Annotated in this window: 19 protein-coding genes and 2 tRNA genes; 13 read left to right on the top strand and 8 right to left on the bottom strand. The window is 46.8% G+C overall.

What is annotated here, in order from left to right; translation table 11 throughout:
• Positions 1–100: 100 nt before the first annotated feature.
• The 4 genes from BT105_RS13560 to BT105_RS13545 form a co-directional block, all read right to left on the bottom strand.
• Positions 101–1,828, bottom strand: a complete 1,728-nt coding sequence (locus BT105_RS13560) for a restriction endonuclease FokI recognition domain-containing protein (RefSeq protein WP_072301231.1) — start codon at positions 1,826–1,828, stop codon at positions 101–103.
• Positions 1,829–1,840: 12 nt separating this feature from the next.
• Positions 1,841–2,689 carry a Dam family site-specific DNA-(adenine-N6)-methyltransferase gene (locus tag BT105_RS13555; RefSeq protein ID WP_072301230.1) on the bottom strand — a complete coding sequence of 283 codons (849 nt, stop codon included), beginning with the start codon at positions 2,687–2,689 and terminating at the stop codon, positions 1,841–1,843.
• A 1-nt stretch (position 2,690) separates the two neighbouring features.
• Complete coding sequence (locus BT105_RS13550) at positions 2,691–3,716, bottom strand: DNA adenine methylase (protein ID WP_072301229.1); 1,026 nt, start codon at positions 3,714–3,716, stop codon at positions 2,691–2,693.
• A gap of 190 nt (positions 3,717–3,906) precedes the next feature.
• Positions 3,907–4,851 (bottom strand): DUF6076 domain-containing protein, encoded by a 945-nt coding sequence (locus tag BT105_RS13545; RefSeq protein WP_143186609.1) that lies wholly within the window; start codon positions 4,849–4,851, stop codon positions 3,907–3,909.
• 1,014 nt (positions 4,852–5,865) lie between these two features.
• On the opposite strand from BT105_RS13545, the gene BT105_RS13540 reads away from it, so the two are divergent.
• The 5 genes from BT105_RS13540 (at position 5,866) to BT105_RS13520 (ending at position 10,540) form a co-directional block, all read left to right on the top strand.
• Positions 5,866–6,909: an AAA family ATPase gene (locus tag BT105_RS13540; protein ID WP_072301227.1), complete on the top strand. Its 1,044-nt coding sequence runs from the start codon at positions 5,866–5,868 to the stop codon at positions 6,907–6,909.
• Between the two features lie 328 nt (positions 6,910–7,237).
• Positions 7,238–7,549: a plasmid mobilization protein gene (locus BT105_RS13535; protein WP_072301226.1), complete on the top strand. Its 312-nt coding sequence runs from the start codon at positions 7,238–7,240 to the stop codon at positions 7,547–7,549.
• Positions 7,549–8,883, top strand: a complete 1,335-nt coding sequence (locus tag BT105_RS13530; protein WP_072301225.1) for a relaxase/mobilization nuclease domain-containing protein — start codon at positions 7,549–7,551, stop codon at positions 8,881–8,883. Before BT105_RS13535 ends, BT105_RS13530 begins: the two co-directional genes overlap by 1 nt.
• A 91-nt stretch (positions 8,884–8,974) precedes the next feature.
• On the top strand, positions 8,975–9,169 hold the full coding sequence (locus tag BT105_RS13525; protein WP_072301224.1) for a MerR family transcriptional regulator: 195 nt from the start codon (positions 8,975–8,977) through the stop codon (positions 9,167–9,169).
• A 126-nt stretch (positions 9,170–9,295) separates the two neighbouring features.
• Positions 9,296–10,540: a site-specific integrase gene (locus BT105_RS13520; protein WP_072301223.1), complete on the top strand. Its 1,245-nt coding sequence runs from the start codon at positions 9,296–9,298 to the stop codon at positions 10,538–10,540.
• A 147-nt stretch (positions 10,541–10,687) separates the two neighbouring features.
• Here BT105_RS13520 and BT105_RS13515 read toward each other — a convergent pair.
• Together BT105_RS13515 and BT105_RS13510 are read right to left on the bottom strand one after the other, a co-directional pair.
• Positions 10,688–10,762: transfer RNA gene (locus BT105_RS13515), tRNA-Glu, on the bottom strand.
• Between the two features lie 3 nt (positions 10,763–10,765).
• Positions 10,766–10,842: transfer RNA gene (locus tag BT105_RS13510), tRNA-Met, on the bottom strand.
• 215 nt (positions 10,843–11,057) lie between these two features.
• Between BT105_RS13510 and BT105_RS13505 the strand changes: the two genes are divergently transcribed.
• The 8 genes from BT105_RS13505 to BT105_RS13465 all read left to right on the top strand — a co-directional run bounded on the left by BT105_RS13505 (position 11,058) and on the right by BT105_RS13465 (position 18,049).
• Complete coding sequence (locus BT105_RS13505; protein ID WP_072301222.1) at positions 11,058–11,501, top strand: DUF5680 domain-containing protein; 444 nt, start codon at positions 11,058–11,060, stop codon at positions 11,499–11,501.
• A 15-nt stretch (positions 11,502–11,516) separates the two neighbouring features.
• Complete coding sequence (locus BT105_RS13500) at positions 11,517–12,473, top strand: AEC family transporter (protein ID WP_347497067.1); 957 nt, start codon at positions 11,517–11,519, stop codon at positions 12,471–12,473.
• Between the two features lie 664 nt (positions 12,474–13,137).
• Positions 13,138–13,959: a hypothetical protein gene (locus BT105_RS13490; protein WP_072301220.1), complete on the top strand. Its 822-nt coding sequence runs from the start codon at positions 13,138–13,140 to the stop codon at positions 13,957–13,959.
• Between the two features lie 2 nt (positions 13,960–13,961).
• Positions 13,962–14,750, top strand: coding sequence for a hypothetical protein (locus BT105_RS13485; RefSeq protein ID WP_072301219.1), 789 nt, complete (start codon positions 13,962–13,964; stop codon positions 14,748–14,750).
• Positions 14,731–15,369, top strand: coding sequence for a hypothetical protein (locus BT105_RS13480; RefSeq protein ID WP_143186608.1), 639 nt, complete (start codon positions 14,731–14,733; stop codon positions 15,367–15,369). The genes BT105_RS13485 and BT105_RS13480 overlap by 20 nt, the downstream gene beginning before the upstream one ends.
• 46 nt (positions 15,370–15,415) lie before the next feature.
• The gene (locus BT105_RS13475) at positions 15,416–16,588 is read left to right on the top strand and encodes a hypothetical protein (RefSeq protein ID WP_072301217.1); all 1,173 of its coding nucleotides are present in this window, start codon (positions 15,416–15,418) and stop codon (positions 16,586–16,588) included.
• Positions 16,589–16,673: 85 nt separating this feature from the next.
• Positions 16,674–17,690, top strand: a complete 1,017-nt coding sequence (locus BT105_RS13470; protein WP_072301216.1) for a stage V sporulation protein AD — start codon at positions 16,674–16,676, stop codon at positions 17,688–17,690.
• Positions 17,687–18,049, top strand: a complete 363-nt coding sequence (locus tag BT105_RS13465; RefSeq protein ID WP_072301215.1) for a SpoVA/SpoVAEb family sporulation membrane protein — start codon at positions 17,687–17,689, stop codon at positions 18,047–18,049. The genes BT105_RS13470 and BT105_RS13465 overlap by 4 nt, the downstream gene beginning before the upstream one ends.
• A gap of 32 nt (positions 18,050–18,081) precedes the next feature.
• Here BT105_RS13465 and BT105_RS13460 read toward each other — a convergent pair whose 3' ends face one another.
• Together BT105_RS13460 and BT105_RS13455 are read right to left on the bottom strand one after the other, a co-directional pair.
• Positions 18,082–20,709 (bottom strand): cation-translocating P-type ATPase, encoded by a 2,628-nt coding sequence (locus BT105_RS13460; RefSeq protein ID WP_072301214.1) that lies wholly within the window; start codon positions 20,707–20,709, stop codon positions 18,082–18,084.
• Positions 20,710–20,903: 194 nt separating this feature from the next.
• The gene (locus BT105_RS13455; RefSeq protein ID WP_028513876.1) at positions 20,904–21,251 is read right to left on the bottom strand and encodes a type II toxin-antitoxin system PemK/MazF family toxin; all 348 of its coding nucleotides are present in this window, start codon (positions 21,249–21,251) and stop codon (positions 20,904–20,906) included.
• Between the last annotated feature and the right edge of the window lie 19 nt (positions 21,252–21,270).

Below are 21,270 nucleotides of genomic sequence, written 5' to 3'. Positions count from 1 at the left end.
CAATATCAAATTTAAAATATATTTCCATGTAAACTTATCAAAAAGAGTGATACCGATAGATGCACTTTTTTCTTTTAGATAGCTACTATAAAAATCAATACTAAATGATTATTTCATCATTACACTCAAACTTGGTAAAAGCGTCTCCGTAAGAAATTCTGCCTGATTTTATTTCTTCTGCAAGCAGTAACAGGTTTACAGAGTTGATAGCAGCTCCGTTTGTGTAGGATCTTCTGCTGATATTTTCAAGTCTGTCCTTGAATCCTCCTGTGAACTCACCTGAAACAAAAGCAAAATTGAACTTGCTTACTGCGTCATCAAAGATCGTCCACCACTCGTTAGGATTAAGAGCCTTGTCACGCTTCTGGTTTTCTTCGATGTACCTGAGCATTTCGTCTGCCTGCTTTATGGGCAAAGAATAACCGCTGCCGTATGCCTTGTTATCAATAATAAGACCATTCTTATCATGGTAAACACATACATCAGGCTTTCTTGAATCGCCAAGTCTTGCCCCCTTGAACGCTAATTCGCTTGTCAGGAGGTCTGCGGTTTGCAGTTCATAATCTCTGTCAGCAGTTCCGTCAAAGCCGAGGTCGATAAGCACAAGGTACTTGTGATTGATATGATTGAGCTTCTTGCGTATATCATCTTTCAGCAGTGACAGATCAGACTTTGTAGCACCAGCAGATTTTACGCTGTCAGGAATATCAAGTCCTACGATACTATCCATTATCTTGAAAGTATCACCGTTCTTGTTGACATTGATACCTATATTGATCAAGCCTTGAATATCGTCGGAAATAGTACCTTTATCCTCGGTCATACCTTTGGTCAGCAAATGAGAGACTATTTCATCTAAGCTGCGGTATGTTGTTGAAAGAAACTTTATCAGATAGGTTCTTCTATTGCGGAGATAATTCCTGTCAGAAGGTTTGGTGGCAAGCATATCCCACATCACACGCTTATCAATGCGTTTATATTTTGAAGTTCCGGTAGCATATTTGAGTATCTTCTTACCTTCAAGCGTGATCTGATAGGACTGATTTATTATATCAGTATGTGTCATATATCCGAGATCAGCCGTTACTTCTTTTGAAACCTGCATTACCCAACGCATACTTTTCAGCCAGGCACAGATAGTACGAACATATTTATCCGACGTTCCCTCGGTATCCGATAGAAGTTTATTTCTCTCGTCAGTTGTTGTGGCTGTATTCAGCCCTTGAAGAATTAATGCCTGTGGTATTGATGTGAAACCGGCTTCACCTACAAAACCGAGCTGACAGCCTATTTCAAATTTGGTCATACTCTTTCCGTCTTCAAGCAAACTAAGAATACGGCACACAGGCGGATAGGATAAAAATGCTTCGGTCAATATTTCCTTTTCTTCTTTGCTGTCATCAGCTGAAACAGCATATCTATAACCAAGCTCACTTATACTGCAAGTATCTTTATCACGATCGTAATTCAGAAATCCAATGCTTACAGCCCACCTGAGAAAAGAATCAGCAGGCCAGTCACTCTGATATTCTTTTCTCTGACCAGGCAGTACTGCCTGAATAATGCCTGAACATGGTGCATTAGTGCGAGTATAGCCCTTTGGTGTCCCTTTTCCTTTCAGTAGGGTATAAGGTATCTGCATTTTAGCCGCACTAAGGTGCTTTATCATATCGTCCTTATGATACTCATCGGAGATCAGTCTCGGTATTTTATCTTCTCTCAGTTTTTTGTTGACCGCTGAATCAAGGACAAATACCCTTACAACATTTTTGAGATTTGATATTGTGTACGCTTCTTGCACCCACCCAAAAGTTCTTTTTTCAGCCATAATATCCTCCGATCAGTAGTTCGTTATCAAAACCTCTTTGGTCACGTTTTCACGATTGTTCGTATGATAATTGCAGTTATTATAATTGAAGTTGATACCGTGTACGGTATAGCCATTGTCAGCTATCCACTCTATCAAAGCATCGTTAGTGCTGCCTTTATGCTCGATAACGTTAGACAGAGCAAAGTTGACACCACGGTCTGACAATTCGGTAAGGATACGCATAAGGTCGAGGTCGTCTTTTTCTGTCCAGCCACGGAATCCTCTTTTGCCATCGTTATAACTGCCACAGGTCAGAAGGTACGGCGGGTCTGCATACAGGAAATCCCCTGTATGAAGAATGTCATAATCGAAATCACAGAAATCCAATGCAGAAAAATGAATGTCACCTATCTGCTCCTTGAAAAGAATAAGATTGCTTCTCATAACATCATTAAAACTGCTTCTGTTTCTGCCGAACGGATTATTATAATCGTGGCTGCTGTTGAACCTGAACTGATAATTGAAACTAAAACACATCAGCACATAAAGGTCAAGGGGATTCTTGGTCTGATTGTAATGGTCACGAAACAGCTTGTATCCATTCTCGTTGGTCTTGCTGAGCTGCCATTTTTCTATTGTTGTATCAATGTAGTCGAGAATATACTGGGCATCATGCTTCTGAAACTCCTGGAGGATTCCTATAACATGATAATTTATGTCATTGGCATATATGTTGTTTGCAACGGTATTGATGCTTACATCACAGCCACCGCAAAACAGGTCAACAAATGTATCTATATGCTCAGGAAAGCACTCCTGAATGGAGTTTATTATCCTGTATTTATTTCCTATATAATTAAAAGGTGCTTTAACAGCCATATCAATGCCTCCTCAAAAGGTATAACTGTTCTTTGAGCCCTGCTGTATTATTCGGGATCTTGTTCTTGTATCTCCGATAGCTATACTCAAACAGCTTGAAACTGTCACCTATTGCGTAACGTCTGCAAATATCAGAGAGTGCTTCGGTTGACAGTAATGCTTCGTTGTTATAGCTTATAAGTATGTACTTGCTTTGGCAATCTCTTATCATCGTTTCAAAAGCAGACGCAACAGTGCCTTTCTTGCAGAATACTGATTTCTGATCATCATAATTCCGCATTCCTGTTACGCCATGTATTTCAGGATAATCGTATCGTGCAATTGTTTCAAGAATGTGATAATTAGGCAGATACTCCCTTGAATTATACGGTGGATCGGCATACAGCAGGTCACACTTTTTTGACAATAACTCGGTATAATTTGAATTATAACATTCATTTTTCTTTCCGTTGCTTGTGATAACTGGTTCGGTCAATTCAAGCGTTTTATATGTACGTTCGTCCCAGAATTTAAGATAAGCAGCGTAAACACCGGTTATGTTTGAAACAAATGGGACAGCGTTAATAAGAGCCGAAAGAAGATAGAAGTATTCATCTTCCGAGATAAGTTCATCGGTGTGCCATTTTTCGATAGTTAGTCTGACAATATCAATTTTCATTGCATTTTCGGGCTGAAAATACATTCTTTCACAATTACCAACAGGACTATAATTGTTGTAAATGAAGCATTGGTCGATTTCAAAACTAGTGTCAGCAAGAGTCAATGCATTCAGATACCTAATAGGATCTTCAATGCCCAACTTCTTGAAAGAAGGTTTTCTGTTCAACCCGATAGATGCTCTGGACATTACATAGCTGAAAAAAAGGAAGTCATTGCTGATTGTTCTGTACCCATTAGACTTGAAACTGTTTGAAACTATCCCGGATCCTGCAAACAGATCAACGACCGATGAAACTTCCGGTATCTCGGACGTTATTACATTATTGATATTTTCTAACAAAAGACTTTTTCCACCGATATACCGCATTTTAACTCCTATTCGCCAATAAAAACACATATAATTATCCATTTTTATTGTATCACATAATAAATACAAAGTCAACGCATAATAGATGAATTTCAATCTTATCTTAAGAAGATTATACTCCGAAGCTATTCAATGCGCTTGTTAGGTATAGCATTGATGTTTTATCAATGGTAACATTAGAGATTTATTATTAATCCAAATGATGAATAGCCTTCTTGAACTCTTCCTCCGATATCTCTCCTGACATGAAAGACATCTTCGCAGTATGAAGCTCCCTGAGCCAGTCGGCATAATCGTTATAGGACAAGTCCTTGCCCTGCTTTTCGTCTCCGAGTTTTAGTTCGTAGCGCTCCACTCGCCTGTAATTGCGATTGATAGCTCTGTCATAGTCAGCCAGCAGCTCACTGTGCTGAAGTCTGAATTTATATATCTGCTGCGGACCTATCTGCTTACAGGTACGTCCGTCCTCAGTCCTGACTCGATCACAGTATCGGGTCTTTTTCTTTGTCCTGGGTTTGAAGAAATGTCCGCAGTAGTCGCACTGACTGAAACCCGTATCATATTCCATTGCGTTCAGAAAAACATACCATATATAGGCAGGCAGATTGTCAAAGCGATAACCTCTGCTGTATGGTAGCCTAGGTCTTGTCATCTGAAACATTTCCGTGCTGACATCTGTATGAGCAATGACTTGTTCAAACTGGCACTTGAAAATTGTTTCTCTGCCTAAGAATGCCTTGGTTGTCTTCTCTTCGTGACTACCCTCGAACCTGCAATACGCATCGGCGATAGTGAAGAAAATGTTTTGAGTGTGTACCATATCTCGCAGCATTTCAACAGCGTGATCCTTATGCTCAAAAAGCTCTTCATAACTTGATATATCATAACTGTCAACATACAGCTTTGTACACAGCAGAAAGCTGTAAACAGGTTCTTCTTGGCAAAAGATCTCAGCAGTATATCCAACAGCTCGGCATACGCCCAAAAGTTCATCTGGGCTGGTGTTCTCTTTGGTATGTGCTTTTAGTTTATCAAGAAGTCTGTTAAACGGCGTCAAATCAATCTCAAGGAAGTCTATCAACTGCTGTTCAAATGTTATTGCAGGCAGCTCAGTTGCCTCCTGACCGTCAAACATAAATCGTCTTATTAAGTTCTCACTTGGAAATACATATAAGCCGCGACTTAAAAACAATGATACCGCCTCCATTCGTTCGTTAGGTATAGTATATCACATCTCAGATAAAAAAGATAGTCATTTTGAAATGAAAGTTTAAAAAATCTTTCGAGTTTCATTTCGCATTTATTCTATGAAAAAAGTCTGTTATGATTGATACTGAGGAAGAGCCTTTGGACTTGGACAGAAACTTGAAAATTGAATATGGGATCAGGAGTTACGTTGTTTCCGATGGTGGGGCGGTGAGCCGTATCAGCCCAGAGATGCGCGGTGACCTCGAAAGAGCGAGCGATAACATCTCTGGTTTCACATAGCGCAGATGTGAAGTAAGCGATGAAAGTCGGGAACGGATACTTACACTCAGCCACAGTCCGAGCGTGATAAAACCGTCGCAGGCAATGGGAGTGTGCCGGGGCAGCCGAGCATTTAAGCTGCCTATGAGTCCGATGTGCAGTCGGACGGCTTCTGATTCGGTCAGGCAAGAGTGCGGCGGATACCACTGTGGGTTCGCAGCAGGTCCTTGATGTGTCGCGCACTTTTGTACTGACCCGTTCGTGATGTGTCTGATCTATGTGCCAAAAACAGTTCAAATTGTAAAAAGGATACTGCTCCCACATTTTTATTCTGAAACGCGAATTTTTGATTGAAAAACATTCAAAACTGTCACCATAACAGCTTTGAGTTGAAATGACTGCAAAGCTCTATTCTATGGGCAGTGCAGCTGTTTTTATCATTTAGTGAGAAAAGGTCAGTTCTCATAAAAAAGAATTTGTGTTTCGGAAAATGTTTCAGAGCGGTCAAAATCTTATGCAAAAACAGGTCGATTTGCATAAAGGATACTGCTCCCACATTTTTACTTGTGGAGAGTAAAAATCCGCCCGATACAGCCCACACAAATAGTTTGCTCGAGCAGTTGCCCGTAACGAAAAAAGCTGTCGGCTGTGTTCGGGAATCTCATGGGAAAGGAGGAATGCTATGAGTAATATATTACAGACAAAAACCGCAGAAGAAATACTGTCAACAGTATTCAAGCCGAAGGAGTTCATCATTGACGGACTTCTTACGCAGGGACTGTACGTCCTTGCAGGTGCGCAGAAGGTAGGCAAGTCGTGGATGGCAATGGATATTTGCCTCAGCATTGCAACAGGAGTTCCTGTACTCGGACGTGATACTATTCAGGGAACTGCTTTGTATCTTTGTCTCGAGGATAACTATCAGCGACTACAGCGCAGATTGTTTCAGATGAACGCCGAACCGATTGAGAATCTGCACTTTGCACTTGCCGCTGATAAAATCGGTGAAGGTCTCGAAGAACAGATAGAAGCATTCAAGAAAGATCACGATGACTTGAAAATAGTTGTTGTCGATGTAATGCAAATGGTGCGCAGCAATGTTGAGTCGAGCTACGGCAGTGATTATGCAGAACTGATCGCACTCAAACAAGTCGCATACCGCTTAGGTATATGCATACTGATGATACATCATATGCGAAAAGCTAAGGACGATAATCCGTTCAATATGATGACAGGCAGCACAGGTATCGGCGGTGCTACTGATGGAAACTTTGCGCTCAAAGAAACAAAGTGCGGCTCAGGAAAAGCTATTATGTATTGTCAGGGGCGTGACATTGAATACACTGAACTGCGAATGCATTTCGATACCGATGTCATGCGCTGGATAGTTGAGAACGAAGCTACACCGAAGAAGAGTCAAGACAATATTGTACTCTCTGCTGTTTATCTTTTCATCAAAGAGAGAATCCACTTTGAAGGTACTGCAACTGAGTTGGTTGAAGAGTTAAAAACAGTTACCGATGAGGTCATTTATCCGAACAGAGTAACGCGCGATTTAGTACAGAATGGTTATGAACTCAGCAAGTACGGAATTGAATTCAAGTACGAAAGAGTTCACAAAGGTCGAGTTATTATTCTTCATTACAACGGCGAGCGTGACAGTAGTGACGGTAGAAATGTTACCGTCACGCAGGCACTGCCTGACAGCTCACAAAGCTCTATATAGCTTCATCTGCGGGGCGTGTCGGTAGGTTTTTGTGTCGGTAGAGTTACTGTCACGGCAGAGTTACTGTCACGCACAAAAGCGCCCATTTTTGCCGCCGATACAGAAATCGGGTAGTTATCCCACCCGTGTACACAAAAGCGATTGTCGCGCAACGTCGAGCGAATGTGGGCACCATTGGCATAAGGAAAAAACTACCGCTGACGGAGCAGTACCGGCAACGAAAGTATGAAATGCCAGCATCGCATTCGGCAGTCCGCCGAACGCTTGCTGGTCGGGGCGAACCCCGAGCCCCCTCTTAAAAATCGCACAAAGAAAGGAGCGTGATACAATGAGAAAACGCAACAGAACGATCACTATCCGCTGTACCGATGACGAGTACGAGCGTATACACAACAAGGCTCAGCGGCACAAGCTGTCCCTCAGCGACTTCATTCTCAGATCGGCACTCGATAAGAAAATCGTCGTGGCAGACGGACTGGACGAAGTTGTCAAGCAACAGAAAGCTATCGGTCGGAACCTCAATCAGATAGCAATGCTGGCTCACGAAGGAAGGCTGCACTCTGTCAGACTGGACGAGCTTATTGAACAGCACAGGGCAGTGACAGCGGCAGTCTGTGAGATAGCAAAGGTGGTGAAGTGATGCCCATAATCCATTTCATAAACAACAAAACTCAGACCGCTGGCGGAATGAAAAACGTCCTCAACTACGTCAGCAGAAAGGAGAAGACCGAATCCGAGGAGAAGCGTTTCGTGACAGGAGTTAACTGCTCGCCCGAGACAGCGCTCGATGAAATGACAGCGACTAAGAATCTTTACCACAAGCATGACGGTCGTCTGTACTATCATCTGGTGCAGAGCTTTCCGAGCGGATATGGAATTGAACCCGAGCTTGCACACAAAATTGCAGTGGAGCTTGCGGAGAAAGCCTTCGGAAAGTATGAGTGTGTAGTGGCAACTCATATTGACAGAGAGCATATCCACTCACACTTCGTGTTCAACTCTGTGAGCTTTGAGGACGGAAAGAAGTATCATTCCAACAAGGAGAGCGTAGAGGAGCTGATGAAGCTCAGCGATGAGATCTGTCAGCGCTACGGAGTTCATGTCCTCGATGCTCCCAAGAAGAAAATGAATAAAGACTTTCTCTCTGACAACGAATACAGGTCAGCCAAGCGCGGCGAGAGCTTCAAGTGGGAGCTGATGAATGCCATAAACCAAGTCATGAAGCAAGCCAAAAGCAAGAAGCAGTTCTGCTACTTAATGAAGCAGCAGGGCTACGGTGTAAGGTGGGAGGACAACCGAAAGTATATTACCTATACTTGTCCTAATGGAAGGAGATGCCGTGACAATAAGCTTCACGGCGAACGTTATCGAAAGGAGAATATGGAGTATGAATTCAAAGCAAGAAGAATTACAGCAGATGTACGACAAGGAATTGTCGGCAGCGACGGACACTCAGCCGACAGTGGTAGTGCTCGATTCCAACTGGAGAGCGCTGATAGAATTGAACAAGCTGATGTCGCAGGAGCAGCTGGAGATACTTACCAGACTCTCGGTGCTGGCAACGAAAGTGGATACAGAACAGGTGCTGAAAACAGTACGCTCCGAGCAGAGGGATACCATAGCGACCTGTCGAGAGCTGCTGGATCAAACGTCGGAAACCGCGACTTTAGCAGTCGAGCAGTTGAAGAAAGCAACAGCGGACCTGTCCTCACAGGCTGGGAAGCTGAACGAGGAATATGGCTTGAAACTGAAAGAGCTCGACGAATACAAGCACAGGCTCAGATTGAAAGTTGCCAAGTGGATAGTGATCTCACAGTCGGTCTTGATAGCATTGTCAGCGGCGTTGCAACTATGGCTTCGATGATTGATGACGAGCCTGCTGAGGATACCGAGTACGCACGTGAGCACGTTGACAGCAAGGCTCTTGCCGAGGAACGAGAGCGTAAGGAAGCTCTCGGAATACACATGGGCTGATGCCCAATCAAATAACGAAAGGAAAGATTAAAATGAACAACGTAATAATCACAGGAAACATGAACAAGACAACGAGAAGGAGTATGATTGAATGGCAGAAAACAAAACAGAAACTAAAATCGTAATGCTGACCATAAAGGAGGCGGCAGCTCTTGTGGAAGGGCTGACCGAATACAGAGTCCGTCAGATGTGCATCAATGACCAAGTGCCGCACATCATGGCAGGGAAAAAGTATCTCATCAACAAGGAGCTTTTTCTGAGATATCTCCGTGGAGAAACAGCGTGAGCGATTCATCAGTAAAGTAAATTCTTGACACGAACGGCGCATTTCTGGTAGACATTTCCGCAGCTCTGTGGTATAATGTCGGTGGAGGAAATGCGCCATAGTTTTGAAACGGAGGTTTTTAAATATATGGCGACAATCAGAAAGCGTTCGGAAGGAACGTATCAGATAAGAGTGTCATGCGGCTACGGCGTAGACGGTAAGCAGCGTAATCAGTTCAAGAGCTACAAGCCCGAGCCGGGTATGACACCGAAACAAATCGAAAAGGAACTCACTCGTCAGGCTGTCCTGTTCGAGGAAGAATGCAAGAGGGGACAGATAACATCGGCTGTCAAGTTCGAGAAATTCGCAGAGCAGTGGTTTGAGGAATATGCCAAAGTCAATCTCAGACCGACCTCATATGCACGAATGAAACAGCTCACCAAGCGTGTCTATCCTGCAATAGGTCACAAGCGGCTCGACAAGATAACGGCTCGGGATATTCAGAAGTTCGTGACCGATATGCTTGTCAACGGCAAGAATATGAACACGGGTAAGCCGCTGTCGAGGAAAACGGCAGTGCACCATCTGAGTTTCATCAGCGATGTGTTCAGCTATTCGATACGCATGGGAATGCTGACGGACAATCCTTGCAGACGAGTATATGTGCCGAAACAGGAACAGGACGAAAAGCAGATCTACACCATAGATGAGGTGAAGAAGCTGTATGAGAACCTGAGAGGCGAGCCGATGAAGTATCAGGTCTACCTGCTGCTTGCAATATACAGTGGTTACCGCCGCAGCGAAATGCTGGGACTGGAATGGAAGGACATCGACTTTGAGAACAATATTATCCACGTCCGCCGAACATCACAGTATACAGCCGAGAAGGGCATTTATACCGATACCACGAAAACAAGAAAGTCAAAGCGAGTGTCCAAGATGCCTGTCTCTATAATGAACTTGCTCAAACACTTCAAAGCTGAACAGGAGGCAGAAGCTGCACAGCTCGGCACCAAGTGGGAAGACCATGACAGACTGTTCACCAAATGGAACGGAGCACCGATGAATCCGCAGACACCGTTCGAGTGGCTTAAAGGCTACTGTGAGCGTATCGGAGTGCCGTTCAAGAATATCCATTCACTGCGACATCTTCATGCAAGCCTCCTGATATTTGAGGGCGTTGATGTAGTAGCGGTATCCTCGGATATGGGACACAGCGTCGTAGGAACTACCTTGAACCTGTATTCTCATATGTTTCAGGAAGCCAAGGCTCGCAACTGCGATGCGATAAGCAATGCGCTGAGTTTCACAAACGATATAGGCACAGAGGAAGAAAGTCCTGCCGAGGACGATACCGAAGCCGAGACCGAGCAGCAGACACTGGCATTATGAGCAAAAAAGTACCGCAGAGCGAAAGCTCTGCGGATACCCAAATTAATAGTTAAAAGATAATAAGTGCCAAACAAGTGCCAAAGCCTGATCTTTAGAAAAAAGAAAACCCACAAACGGCTATTCTAAGCCATCTGTGGGATTGCTAAATGGTGACCCGTACGGGAATTGAACCCATGATTCCGCCGTGAAAGGGCGATGTCTTAACCTCTTGACCAACGGGCCATGTGGTAGCGGCAGTAGGATTCGAACCAACGACCAATCGGGTATGAACCGAGTACTCTAGCCAACTGAGCTATGCCGCCACAAATATGCAGGCGTCACCTGCGACTAAATTATTATAGTACAAAACGATGAAAAAGTCAAGTACAGAAAGAAAATTGCGTTGAAATTTGTTGACACGCACAATTTATCGCATACAAACGGCATTCTTGTTGGTGAAATTATAGTTCTCTGATATTGACAAGACGGGCAAAAAGGAGTAAAATTAAGTATCAAACCAAAAACAGGAGCTATAATCATGACAAGAGATGAAATAATTCAGTTTCTCATAAGAGCAAAATGTGCCACATACGCTGGCAAGGGAGCTGAGACCGCGTCTTCACGCCCGAGCTCTCACGACCTTGAGTACCGAGAGGGCGACCTTATGTACCTCGATACATTCCTCGGCGGCGAGCGCTTTGCAGGTGAAGAAGCCCTCTGGACAGGGGACGTTCCCTATTGGAGCATGAATTACGTCGGCAGAGTCACAGGGACTCCTTTCAGCGGCGATTTCCTCAAAGAAGCTCTTCTTCGTGTGCCCTTTGAGAAGCCCTTCCGCGGACCGCAGGAGTATTCCGACGGGGACTACACCTACAAATGCGAGGTAAGCGGCGATTTTGAGTGGTTTCAGGGCTATGAGACCATAGAATACAGGGGAGCTGTGATATACGACTGCTATTTTCACGGCTCGATGATAAAATAAACAGGTAGTGATAGATTGTTTCTGAAAAATCTTATATTCAGCCTTAATGCCACAGTTCCCGTATTTCTGATGATGGTATTCGGCTGGTTCGTACACAGGATAAAGCTTCTTGACGACAACGCCACAGCGCAGATAAATCGCTTCGTGTTCAGAGCGCTTCTGCCTGCGCTGTTGTTCATGGACCTGTCCACAGCGGACTTTCGCGCAGTATGGGACGGCAGATTCGTGCTGTTCTGCATATGCGCAACGCTTCTCAGCGTAGGCATAGCGGTTCTGTACTCCTTATTATTCAGGGACAGGGCAGAACGGGGCGAGATAATACAGGCGAGCTATCGGAGCAGTGCGGCTGTTCTGGGCATAGCCTTTGTCAACAACATATACGGACACTCCACCATGGCGGCGCTGATGATAGTGGGAACAGTGCCCCTTTACAATATAGCGGCGGTGACAGTTCTTGCGCTGACATCTCCCGACAAGGACAGGAGCAGGGGCAAAAAGACTCTTTTCTTCAGCACATTCAAGAGCATAGCCACGAACCCCATAATACTGGGAATAATCGTGGGAATAGGCTGGTCGCTGCTGAAGATACCCCAGCCTGTGATACTGTCGAAATCCGTGACATATCTCGGAAATATGGCGACTCCCTTATCCCTGATAGCGCTGGGAGCTTCATTCAGATTCGGTGAAGCAAAGGACAATCTGCCTGCAACGGTGGGCATAGCCTTTATAAAGCTGCTGCTGTTCTGCGGAATATTCCTGCCAATAGCAATAAAGCTTGGGTTCCGCGGCGAGAAGCTCATAGCCATACTGGTAATGCTTGGAAGCGCCACAACGGGAAGCTGCTTTGTAATGGCGAAGAATCTGGGACACAAGGGCGTTATCACGGCATTTGCGGTAATGCTGACCACGCTTTTGAGCGCATTCACCCTGACGGGCTGGCTGTTCCTGCTGAAAACTCTTGGATACATATGAAGCCCTTAGCCCTTAGCTTGTAGGGGCGGATATTATCCGCCCGCCACGCACGATAATTCTGTAGGGGACGCCGTCCTCGGCGTCCCGTTTATGGCGTCCATTGGACGCCATTTTTTATTATCTGAATATATTATCTGTGTTGTCATTATTTCTGTAGTATATGTTGTCATTTTCCATGTGCGAAAAATGTTTTCTAAGGCGTATTACGGTGCTGACTAAGCCTATAATCATAAAAATGCTAATGATACTGTCCAATGAAGCTAATGCAATGCTTGCTATAAGAAATATCAATAATACCATAATATCACTCCATTTTGATTATTTACCTTTGTGGTATGATATGATTATATCACCTTAATTTGGAGTTTTAAAGATGTCATTTGTCACTTTTTGAGTGACATTTGTCATTTTCCGAGCAAAAAAAAATAAGCGGACAGATGAACTGTACGCTTTTTATTTTGTCGGCACTTGCTTTTTACTGCTAAATGATATATAATTACAGTGAACATCAAAAAAATTTGACGTTCACTATAATAAATGATAAAAATTGCCTCGCACATTCGCAAACTTACGTTTGCTCCGTGCGTATCGGTAAATAGCAAACGCCAAAATTTTTGTCGTTTGCTATATTTCAAGAAAACGACTTCAAAAAGGAGTGACATAAATGCCTTATTGTACAAACTGCGGAAGAAAGCTCGGTGACGGCGAGGTATGCAATTGCACCGCTACTGCGCAGGGAGCTCCCGTGCAGCAGACGCCGTCCCCTCAGCCGATACCCCCACAGCAGGGCTTCGGGCAGCAGCCCTACGGCGGCTATCCTCAGAACGGACAGCCATACCCGAATCAGCCCTACCCATATCAGCCGAATTATCAGTTTGCCTACGACGGACAGGCTCTGCCGCCGCCGCCAAAGCCAAGCAGCAAGTGGATACTTGCCATAATCATCCCCTTTGTCATAGTAACTCTTGTACTGATGGGGATTTTTCTGGCGATATTCGTGCCGTCGCTTTCGCGCTACAAGGAGAAATCAAAGCAGACGAGCATAAACAACAAGGCAAGCAGTATCTACAGGGGGGCAAATTCCTCTTTGGTAGACCTTGATTCAGACGATGTCGATACAAAGGGCGATTATATCATAAGCTCTGACAGTTCAAAGAACATCGCAGTTCCCTATGACGTGGAGAAATTCTACGAAAAAGAGAAGCGTTACTTCGATAAAGTCGATGAACTGGAATATTTCATTGTTATCAGGGACGGTCATGCAGTATATTCGGCTGCCGCTGAGAGCTGGAACGACAAAAAGACTTATATAGGCACATATCCTGCCGAGTATACAGGCTCGGCGGTAGCTTATTCACCTTTGAAGTATTCTCCGAAGGGCGAAAAAGAGCAAATTAAAAAGAATGATACTCTGAATGGGATTTACAATGACGCTGTAGAAAAATTCAGGAATGATATCAAAAAACGAAATTACGAGGAGTGGTGACAATGCCATATTGCATAAATTGCGGAAAGTTTTTACAGGAGGGCGAGGTTTGCAATTGTACTGCCAATGCACAGGGAGCTCCCATGCAGCAGCCAAACAACGCCGCACCACAGGGCGGTCAGCCCTATAACGGCGGAATGCAGCCGCCTCCGTATCCATATAACGGACAGCCATATCCCAATCAGCCCTATCCCAACCAGCCCTATCCTGTACCCACATTCAATCAGCAGCTTGCAAATCCTCCGAAAAAGAGCTATGCGTGGATACTGGCGATAATCATACCATTAGCCAGCGTGTTCGTTCTGATACTTATGGCAATATTAGTGCCTTCAATGCTGGGCTATACCAAGCGTTCAAAGCAGTCGTCCTTCAATTCAAAGGCAAATATACTTTGTAAGGCGGCTAATACAGCGATAGTTGAGCTCGATGAAAAAACAAAGGGCGGTATCAATGTGAAAGGACGCTATATCATAAGCTCCGATAAGAGTAAAAACAGCGGAGTTCCCTTTGATACAGGCGAGTTTTATGCAGGTCTCGAGAGATATTTCTCTGATGTCAAGGATTATGATTATTTCATCGTCTTTAGTGACGGCTGTGCAGAATATACGGCTCTGTCCGAAAGCTGGACAAAAAAGAGCTATGTGGGTACATATCCCGGCGGAACTGCAAGGAATATAACGAAGTATAATCCCGACGGCATAGGCGGCAGCGCAGGTGAAAAGGCAAGTCTCTATGACCTGTATAAGGACGCTTTATACAAGCTTTCCACATATGTCGATAAGGAACGCTGAAATGCAATACTGCAATAAATGCAGAAGACCGCTCAATGACGGCGAGGTCTGCGGCTGTATTCATTCAGCACCTCAGAAGAAAAAGAGCTATACCCTGCTGTTTGCCATAGGGATACCTGTACTTTGCTTAGCTGCGTTTGCTGCCGCAGTATTGCTGCTGCGTGTGATCACTGATATGAGCTGGAGGTCAAAGCAGGGCAGAATGGCTGATATGAACAAGGTGGCTGAGGAGATGACAGAGGCGGCAGATAAGGCTCTGCAAAAGATAAGCAGTGAGGGCGGAGATGTCAGCGGCTGGAACAATATAAATTCCGACGAGGATATACCCATATCCTATAAATTCGATATTGGCAGATTCCATGAATATTTCAGCGAGTATACTGGCAGCAGCGACAAGGAGTTCTTCATAATCGCCCATGACGGAAGGGTGGAGTACTTAGCGGTTTCCGACAGCTGGAGCAACACAGCGGACGCTGTCGGGATTTATCCGTCTTTTGATGATTCGCCTGTATATTTCAGCAGGGACGATATAAAGGAAAAGGTCGGAAAAGGAAAGCGCCTCAGAGATGTTTACATCGAAGGTACGCGCGAATTAATGGATATAAGATACAGAGAATAAAAGCAATGGCGTGACGAATGTCACGCATGTTTCAAAAGGAGATAACATGAAAAGAACTAAAAAACTTGTCGGGATCGTTCTGACAATGGCTGTTTTATCGGGGCTGGCGGTCTCATGTGAGAAATACGGCAGCTCAGAAGAAAACGAGGAAAGTACACCTGCCGAGATCATCACCGCAGGATCAGTCCTTGAGGAGCTTCCCCGCGGTGAATACGAGGTCTCTGAGGTGAACGGTACGGGAGATATGTATGATATCACCGAAATTTCGGCTCTGAATGACAGCCGTTACCTGATAGTTTCGGATGCTTCGGAATACGGCGACGCAGATGTACAGAAGCTGTATATTGCTGATGACAAAGACGGCAGTATCACGGAGATAACTCCCGACCTCGGTCTTGGCAAAACAGCCTATTATTCGGCAACGGGAACTACCGACGGAAAAATATTCATCACAGCGGTGGAGCCTAAATACTTCCTTGGAAAAGATCCGGGACACGCCGAGGAAGAAAATATGCCTCAGGACTATATTGACCACATTTTCAGCCATGCATCAAGGGTGAACTACAAACTCTTTGAGATTGATACCAACGGCAAGGTCGTTTCCGAAAACAAGCTGGATATAGACTATGATAAGGAAAGGCCCGTATGTTGGCTGAAATGCGAGGACAGCTGGGATAACGAGCTGGTTATCTCCGCTAAGGCTGTATTTGACGATTGCAAGCGGACAACTTATTATGTTGCCGACAAAAGCGGTAGTATAAAGGACGAAATAGAGAATTATATCCCTTATTACAGAGCAACTGTTATGAAAATGACTTCAAAGGGGAACTTCTGCTTTGTAGGCACTGATTTCTGTTCCGACACGCCCCGTGACGCTTTGTATTTCTATTACAGATATAAGAAATATTATGAGCTGGAAGGAGAGGCGGGCGTAAAAAAGGAGGATTTCGGCTGCAACAGCAGGAGTGCAGGAATATGCGCAGGCACTATGGGACACGGAAAAGACCTGCTGTACCTGAGTTCGGGTATCGGGCTTTTCGCTTATGACAGGGACTGGCAGTACGAAAATATCATCAATTACATTGATCTTATACCTGACAATATGGAGATACAGTCCGTTGCAGTTCTTGACAATAACAGCGTTATTGTTCTTGGGATCGGATATTTCAAGGATGAGGATTGCTATAAGAGCGTACTCTACAGATTCAGGAGCAAATAGCTTGTGAACAGCCGCATTTTGCGGCTGTTTTTATGTATATTCCCGTAAAAATGCCGCATAATATCTCCGAAAGCGAGGTATCAGCATGGCAGAACGTATAGCAAGGGGAGTTTTCCGCACGGATACTCCCGTAAGAATAAGCAGCTACGCCGCAGTAGTAGGCGAAAAGGAGGGGGAGGGACCTCTCGGGGAATGTTTTGACGAGGTGGTGACGGACAGCCACTTCGGAAAGGAAACATGGGAGCAGGCAGAGACACAGTTCCAGCTTGAAGCTGTGGGACTTGCGCTGCGCAAGGCAGGTCTGCAAAGAGAGGATATCGACGTCATATGCGCAGGAGACCTCATCAATCAGTGCATAGGCTCGGCATACAGCGTCAGGGAGCTTGCCGTGCCATTTCTGGGACTTTACGGAGCTTGCTCCACTATGGCAGAGGGGCTTCTCATCACATCTGTGCTGACGGACAGCGGTATCGCAGACCACGCCGCAGCGGTGACATCATCGCATTTCTCCACGGCAGAGCGGCAGTTCCGATTTCCTCTGTCCTACGGCGGTCAGCGGACTCCCACATCGCAGTGGACCTGTACTGCCTCGGGCGCAGTGATAGTCTCCAGTGACAGCGGAAATATCGGCGTAGTTGGCGGTTGTATCGGTAAGATAGCCGACCTTGAGATAACCGACATCAACAACATGGGCAGCGCTATGGCGCCTGCGGCTGCGGACACCATAATGCGCTATTTATCGGCAACGGGGACAGTTCCCGAGGACTATGACTACATCGTCACAGGAGACCTTGGCGTGGTGGGGAGCGAGCTTCTCAGGGACTTCCTGCTGAAGCAGGGCGTGGATATAACCGCTCAGCACCGTGACTGCGGAGCTATGATATTCGACGTGGAGAAGCAGGATATGCACTGCGGCGGTTCGGGCTGCGGCTGCGGAGCAAGCGTGCTCTGCGGTAATTTCCTGCCTATGCTGGAGCGCGGCGAGGCTGAAAATATACTCTTTGCCGCCACAGGAGCGCTCATGTCGCCAATGTCATTGCAGCAGGGCGAGAGCATACCCTCGATATCACATCTGGTTCATCTGAGAAAGGAGCAGGCATGATACTTGATATTTTAAAGGCATTTTTAGTGGGAGGACTGCTTTGCGCCGTGGGACAAGTCCTCATCGACTTCACAAAATTAACGTCTGCGAGGATACTCACAGGCTACGTTGTTACGGGAGTCGTATTATCGGCGGTGGGACTGTACAAGCCCATAGCCGAGTTTGCAGGAGCAGGAGCTACAGTGCCCCTGACGGGCTTCGGTCATCTGCTTGCGGAGGGCATAAGAAAGACCATAGGCAGGGACGGATTACTCGGGATATTCACAGGGGGACTTACCGCCGCCGCAGGCGGCGTGACAGCGGCATTGCTGTTCGGGCTAATAGCTTCGCTGCTGTTCAGGCAGAAAGACAAGCTATAAATGTAGGGGCGGCGAAACGCCGCCCCTACATATTACTTCTTGCTAAAAATCGAACTTATCACAGGCACAGCCGCGCTGAATCCCAACGCTGTCAGCAGCTGCGGTGTGCTGAGGTCTACGGTGCTGAACACCATTTGCAGCTGTGGCAGGATCACTGCGGCGGCAAGGACTGCGGCGGATATCACCACTGCGATGACCAGCTTCATATTGCCGAAGGGGTTCATGCGGAACAGGCTGCGGCGCTCCGAGCGGCACTCGAAAACGTGTATCAGCTGCGACACCACCAGTGTTATGAGAGCGGCGGTGCGGCAGGCTTCAAGAGAGCCGCCCAGCCGCATGACCGTGGTGAAGCTTGCCAGCGTTGACAGCCCTATGAACACGCCCCGAATGACTATCTTCCACATGAGACCGCCCGAGAAAAAGCCCTCCGCAGAGCGCCGCGGCGGTCGGTTCATTATGTCCTTTTCGGGCGGCTCCATACCGAGAGCCACCGCAGGGAGCCCGTCTGTGACCAGATTCACCAGAAGTATCTGCACGGGCAGCAGCACCACGGGCATACCCATGAGTATGCCGAGGAACATGGTCAGCACCTCGCCTATATTGCAGGACAGCAGATACCGCACGAACTTCCGTATATTGGCATAAACGCAGCGCCCCTGCTCAACGGCGCTGACAAGTGTGGCAAGGTTGTCGTCCATGAGTATCACGTCGGCAGCCTGCTTTGTAACGTCGGTGCCTGTAACTCCCATAGCTACACCCACATCGGCTTCTTTTACCGCAGGAGCGTCGTTCACGCCGTCGCCTGTCATGGTGACTATCTCGCCGCGGCGTTTGAAGCTCCGCACGATACGCAGCTTATGTACTGGCTCGACACGGGAAAACACCGTGTATTTGCCGATAACTCGGTCAAGCTCCTCGTCGGAGAGGGCGTCAAGCTCCGCTCCCGTCATAGCCAAGCCGCCCTTGAGCAGACCTGCCTTTTTTGCAACTGCCACGGCGGTATTTTTGTGGTCGCCTGTTATCATGACGGTTTTCACCGAAGCCGCCGCGCACTTGCGAATGGCAGTTTTGGCTTCTTCTCGGGGCGGATCGGTCATGCCTGCAAAGCCTAGAAATACCAGATTTCTGCGGTTGGGTTCAAGGGTATCGGAGCTGCACGTCGCCAGCGCAAGAACTCTCAGCGCACGGTCTGACATTTCCGCTGCCTTTTCGGCAAGTTCCCGACGTACAGCGGAGCTCATAGGCACGGGAGCGCCGTTTTCGCTGATATACTGGGAACAGCGCGGCAGGAGGACTTCCTCGGCGCCCTTGAAATACATACGCTTGTCGCTGCCGCAGGAGCAAAGAACCGCCATAAAACGAGTTTCGCTGTCAAAGGGGTACTCCCCGAGGACGCGGCAGCTCCCCGAAAGGGACTCCCTTGTTATGCCTGCCTTTGCCGCCGCAATGAGCAGAGCCGCTTCTGTGGAGTCTCCCGTAACCTGCCATTCGCCCCTGCCTGCAAGAGCTCCTCTGTTGCGGCTTTTGGGGACTTCCTGAGTGCTTATCTCCGCCGTAGAGCAGAGAACTCCGCACCGCAGAGCCTCCGTGAGAGACTTTTCGGCGGTTGGATTCACGGCGATATTGTCATCGCCCTTTGTGACTGCTCCGCTGACGCGGTAGCCAATGCCGCTGAAATAGTAGTCCGCCGAAACAGTAGACAGCTCCGTGACGGTCATTTTGTTTTCGGTGATAGTGCCTGTTTTATCGGAGCATATCACCGAGGTACAGCCCAGAGTCTCAACGCTGTGGAGCTTGTTCACAAGAGCTTTCTGCTTCAGCATACGGCTGACAGCCAGTGCAAGAGCGATAGTCACCGTTGCAGGAAGTCCCTCTGGGATAGCGGCAATGGCAATGGTTATGCCCGTCATCAGCATATCGAACACGTTCTCGCCGCGGAGCACTCCTGCCCCGAAAACGGCGGCGCAGACGATAAGGCATATCACGGCGACGGCTTTGCCGAGCTCCCCGAGCCGCTTTTGCAGGGGAGTAGGCTCTCTGTCGATATCGGTGAGCATTTCCGATATCTTGCCCATTTGTGTGTGTTTGCCCGTAGCTATGACCTTTGCGCGGCAAACGCCCTTTGTGGCGGAGGCTCCGCAGTAGACGATATTGGGCTTGTTGAGGGAGTTGTCGGTATCCTCGGGAGAACCTGCGGACTTGCTGACAGCCACGGATTCTCCCGTGAGTATGGCTTCGTCGGAGAAGAAGCCTGCCGCCTTTAAAACGGCGCAGTCCGCAGGTATGCGGTCGCCTGCTTCAAGCTCGATAATGTCTCCCGTCACAAGCTTTGAAGCCTCTATTTCTTTCAGTTTGTCGTCACGCCAGCACTTAGCCGTCGGAGCGGTCATGGAGCGGAGAGCCTCCAGCGTGTGCTCGGTGCGATACTCCTGTATAAAGCCGAGAATGGCGTTGAGGAGCACTATGAGTATGATAGTCACGGCGTCGGATATCTCTCCGAGGAGTATTGATATTACCGTAGCGCCGAGGAGTATCATCACCATGATGTCCTTGAATTGTCCTATGAATATTTTCACAGGACCTGCCTGCCTGTTTTCGGCGAGGACGTTTTCACCCTCGGTTTTCAGTTTTTCTGCGGCTTCGTTTTCTGTAAGTCCCATATTTTCACCCTTTCACAGATGTTGTCCTTACAGGATATGTCCATTGTGGGACAAATATTCTTTTGAGTGATTAGAAATAAGGCTGTAGGGGCGGATATTATCCGCCCGTAAAATGCTTTGAATTATCTGATCACTATTCACTAAAAAATAAAAAGCCTTAAAGAAGCATTTGCTTCTCCAAGGCTTTTTGAGTATTATATTTCCAGACCAAAGCTGATAGACAGCGCTGTGTCCACCTTATCCATTGCGTTAAGGTCAAGCTCGCCCATTTTGTCCTTGAGACGGCGCTTGTCGATAGTCCGTATCTGCTCCAGAAGCACGATACTGTCCTTTGCAAGTCCGCATTTGTCCGCCTCAACTTCGATGTGTGTGGGCAGGTGGTTCTTGTCGCGCTGACTGGTGATAGCCGCGGCGATGACCGTGGGACTGTGCTTGTTCCCCACATCGTTCTGGACTATAAGTACAGGTCTGACTCCGCCCTGCTCAGAGCCCACAACGGGACTGAGGTCGGCGTAGTATATTTCTCCGCGTTTGACTGACATAGTATTTCTCCCGATATAT

This window comes from Ruminococcus flavefaciens (assembly GCF_900119075.1).
Classification (GTDB): Bacteria; Bacillota; Clostridia; order Oscillospirales; family Ruminococcaceae; genus Ruminococcus; species Ruminococcus flavefaciens_Q.
The sequence above is the reverse complement of the archived record's forward strand: the minus strand, read 5'-3'. Positions and strand labels throughout refer to the sequence as shown.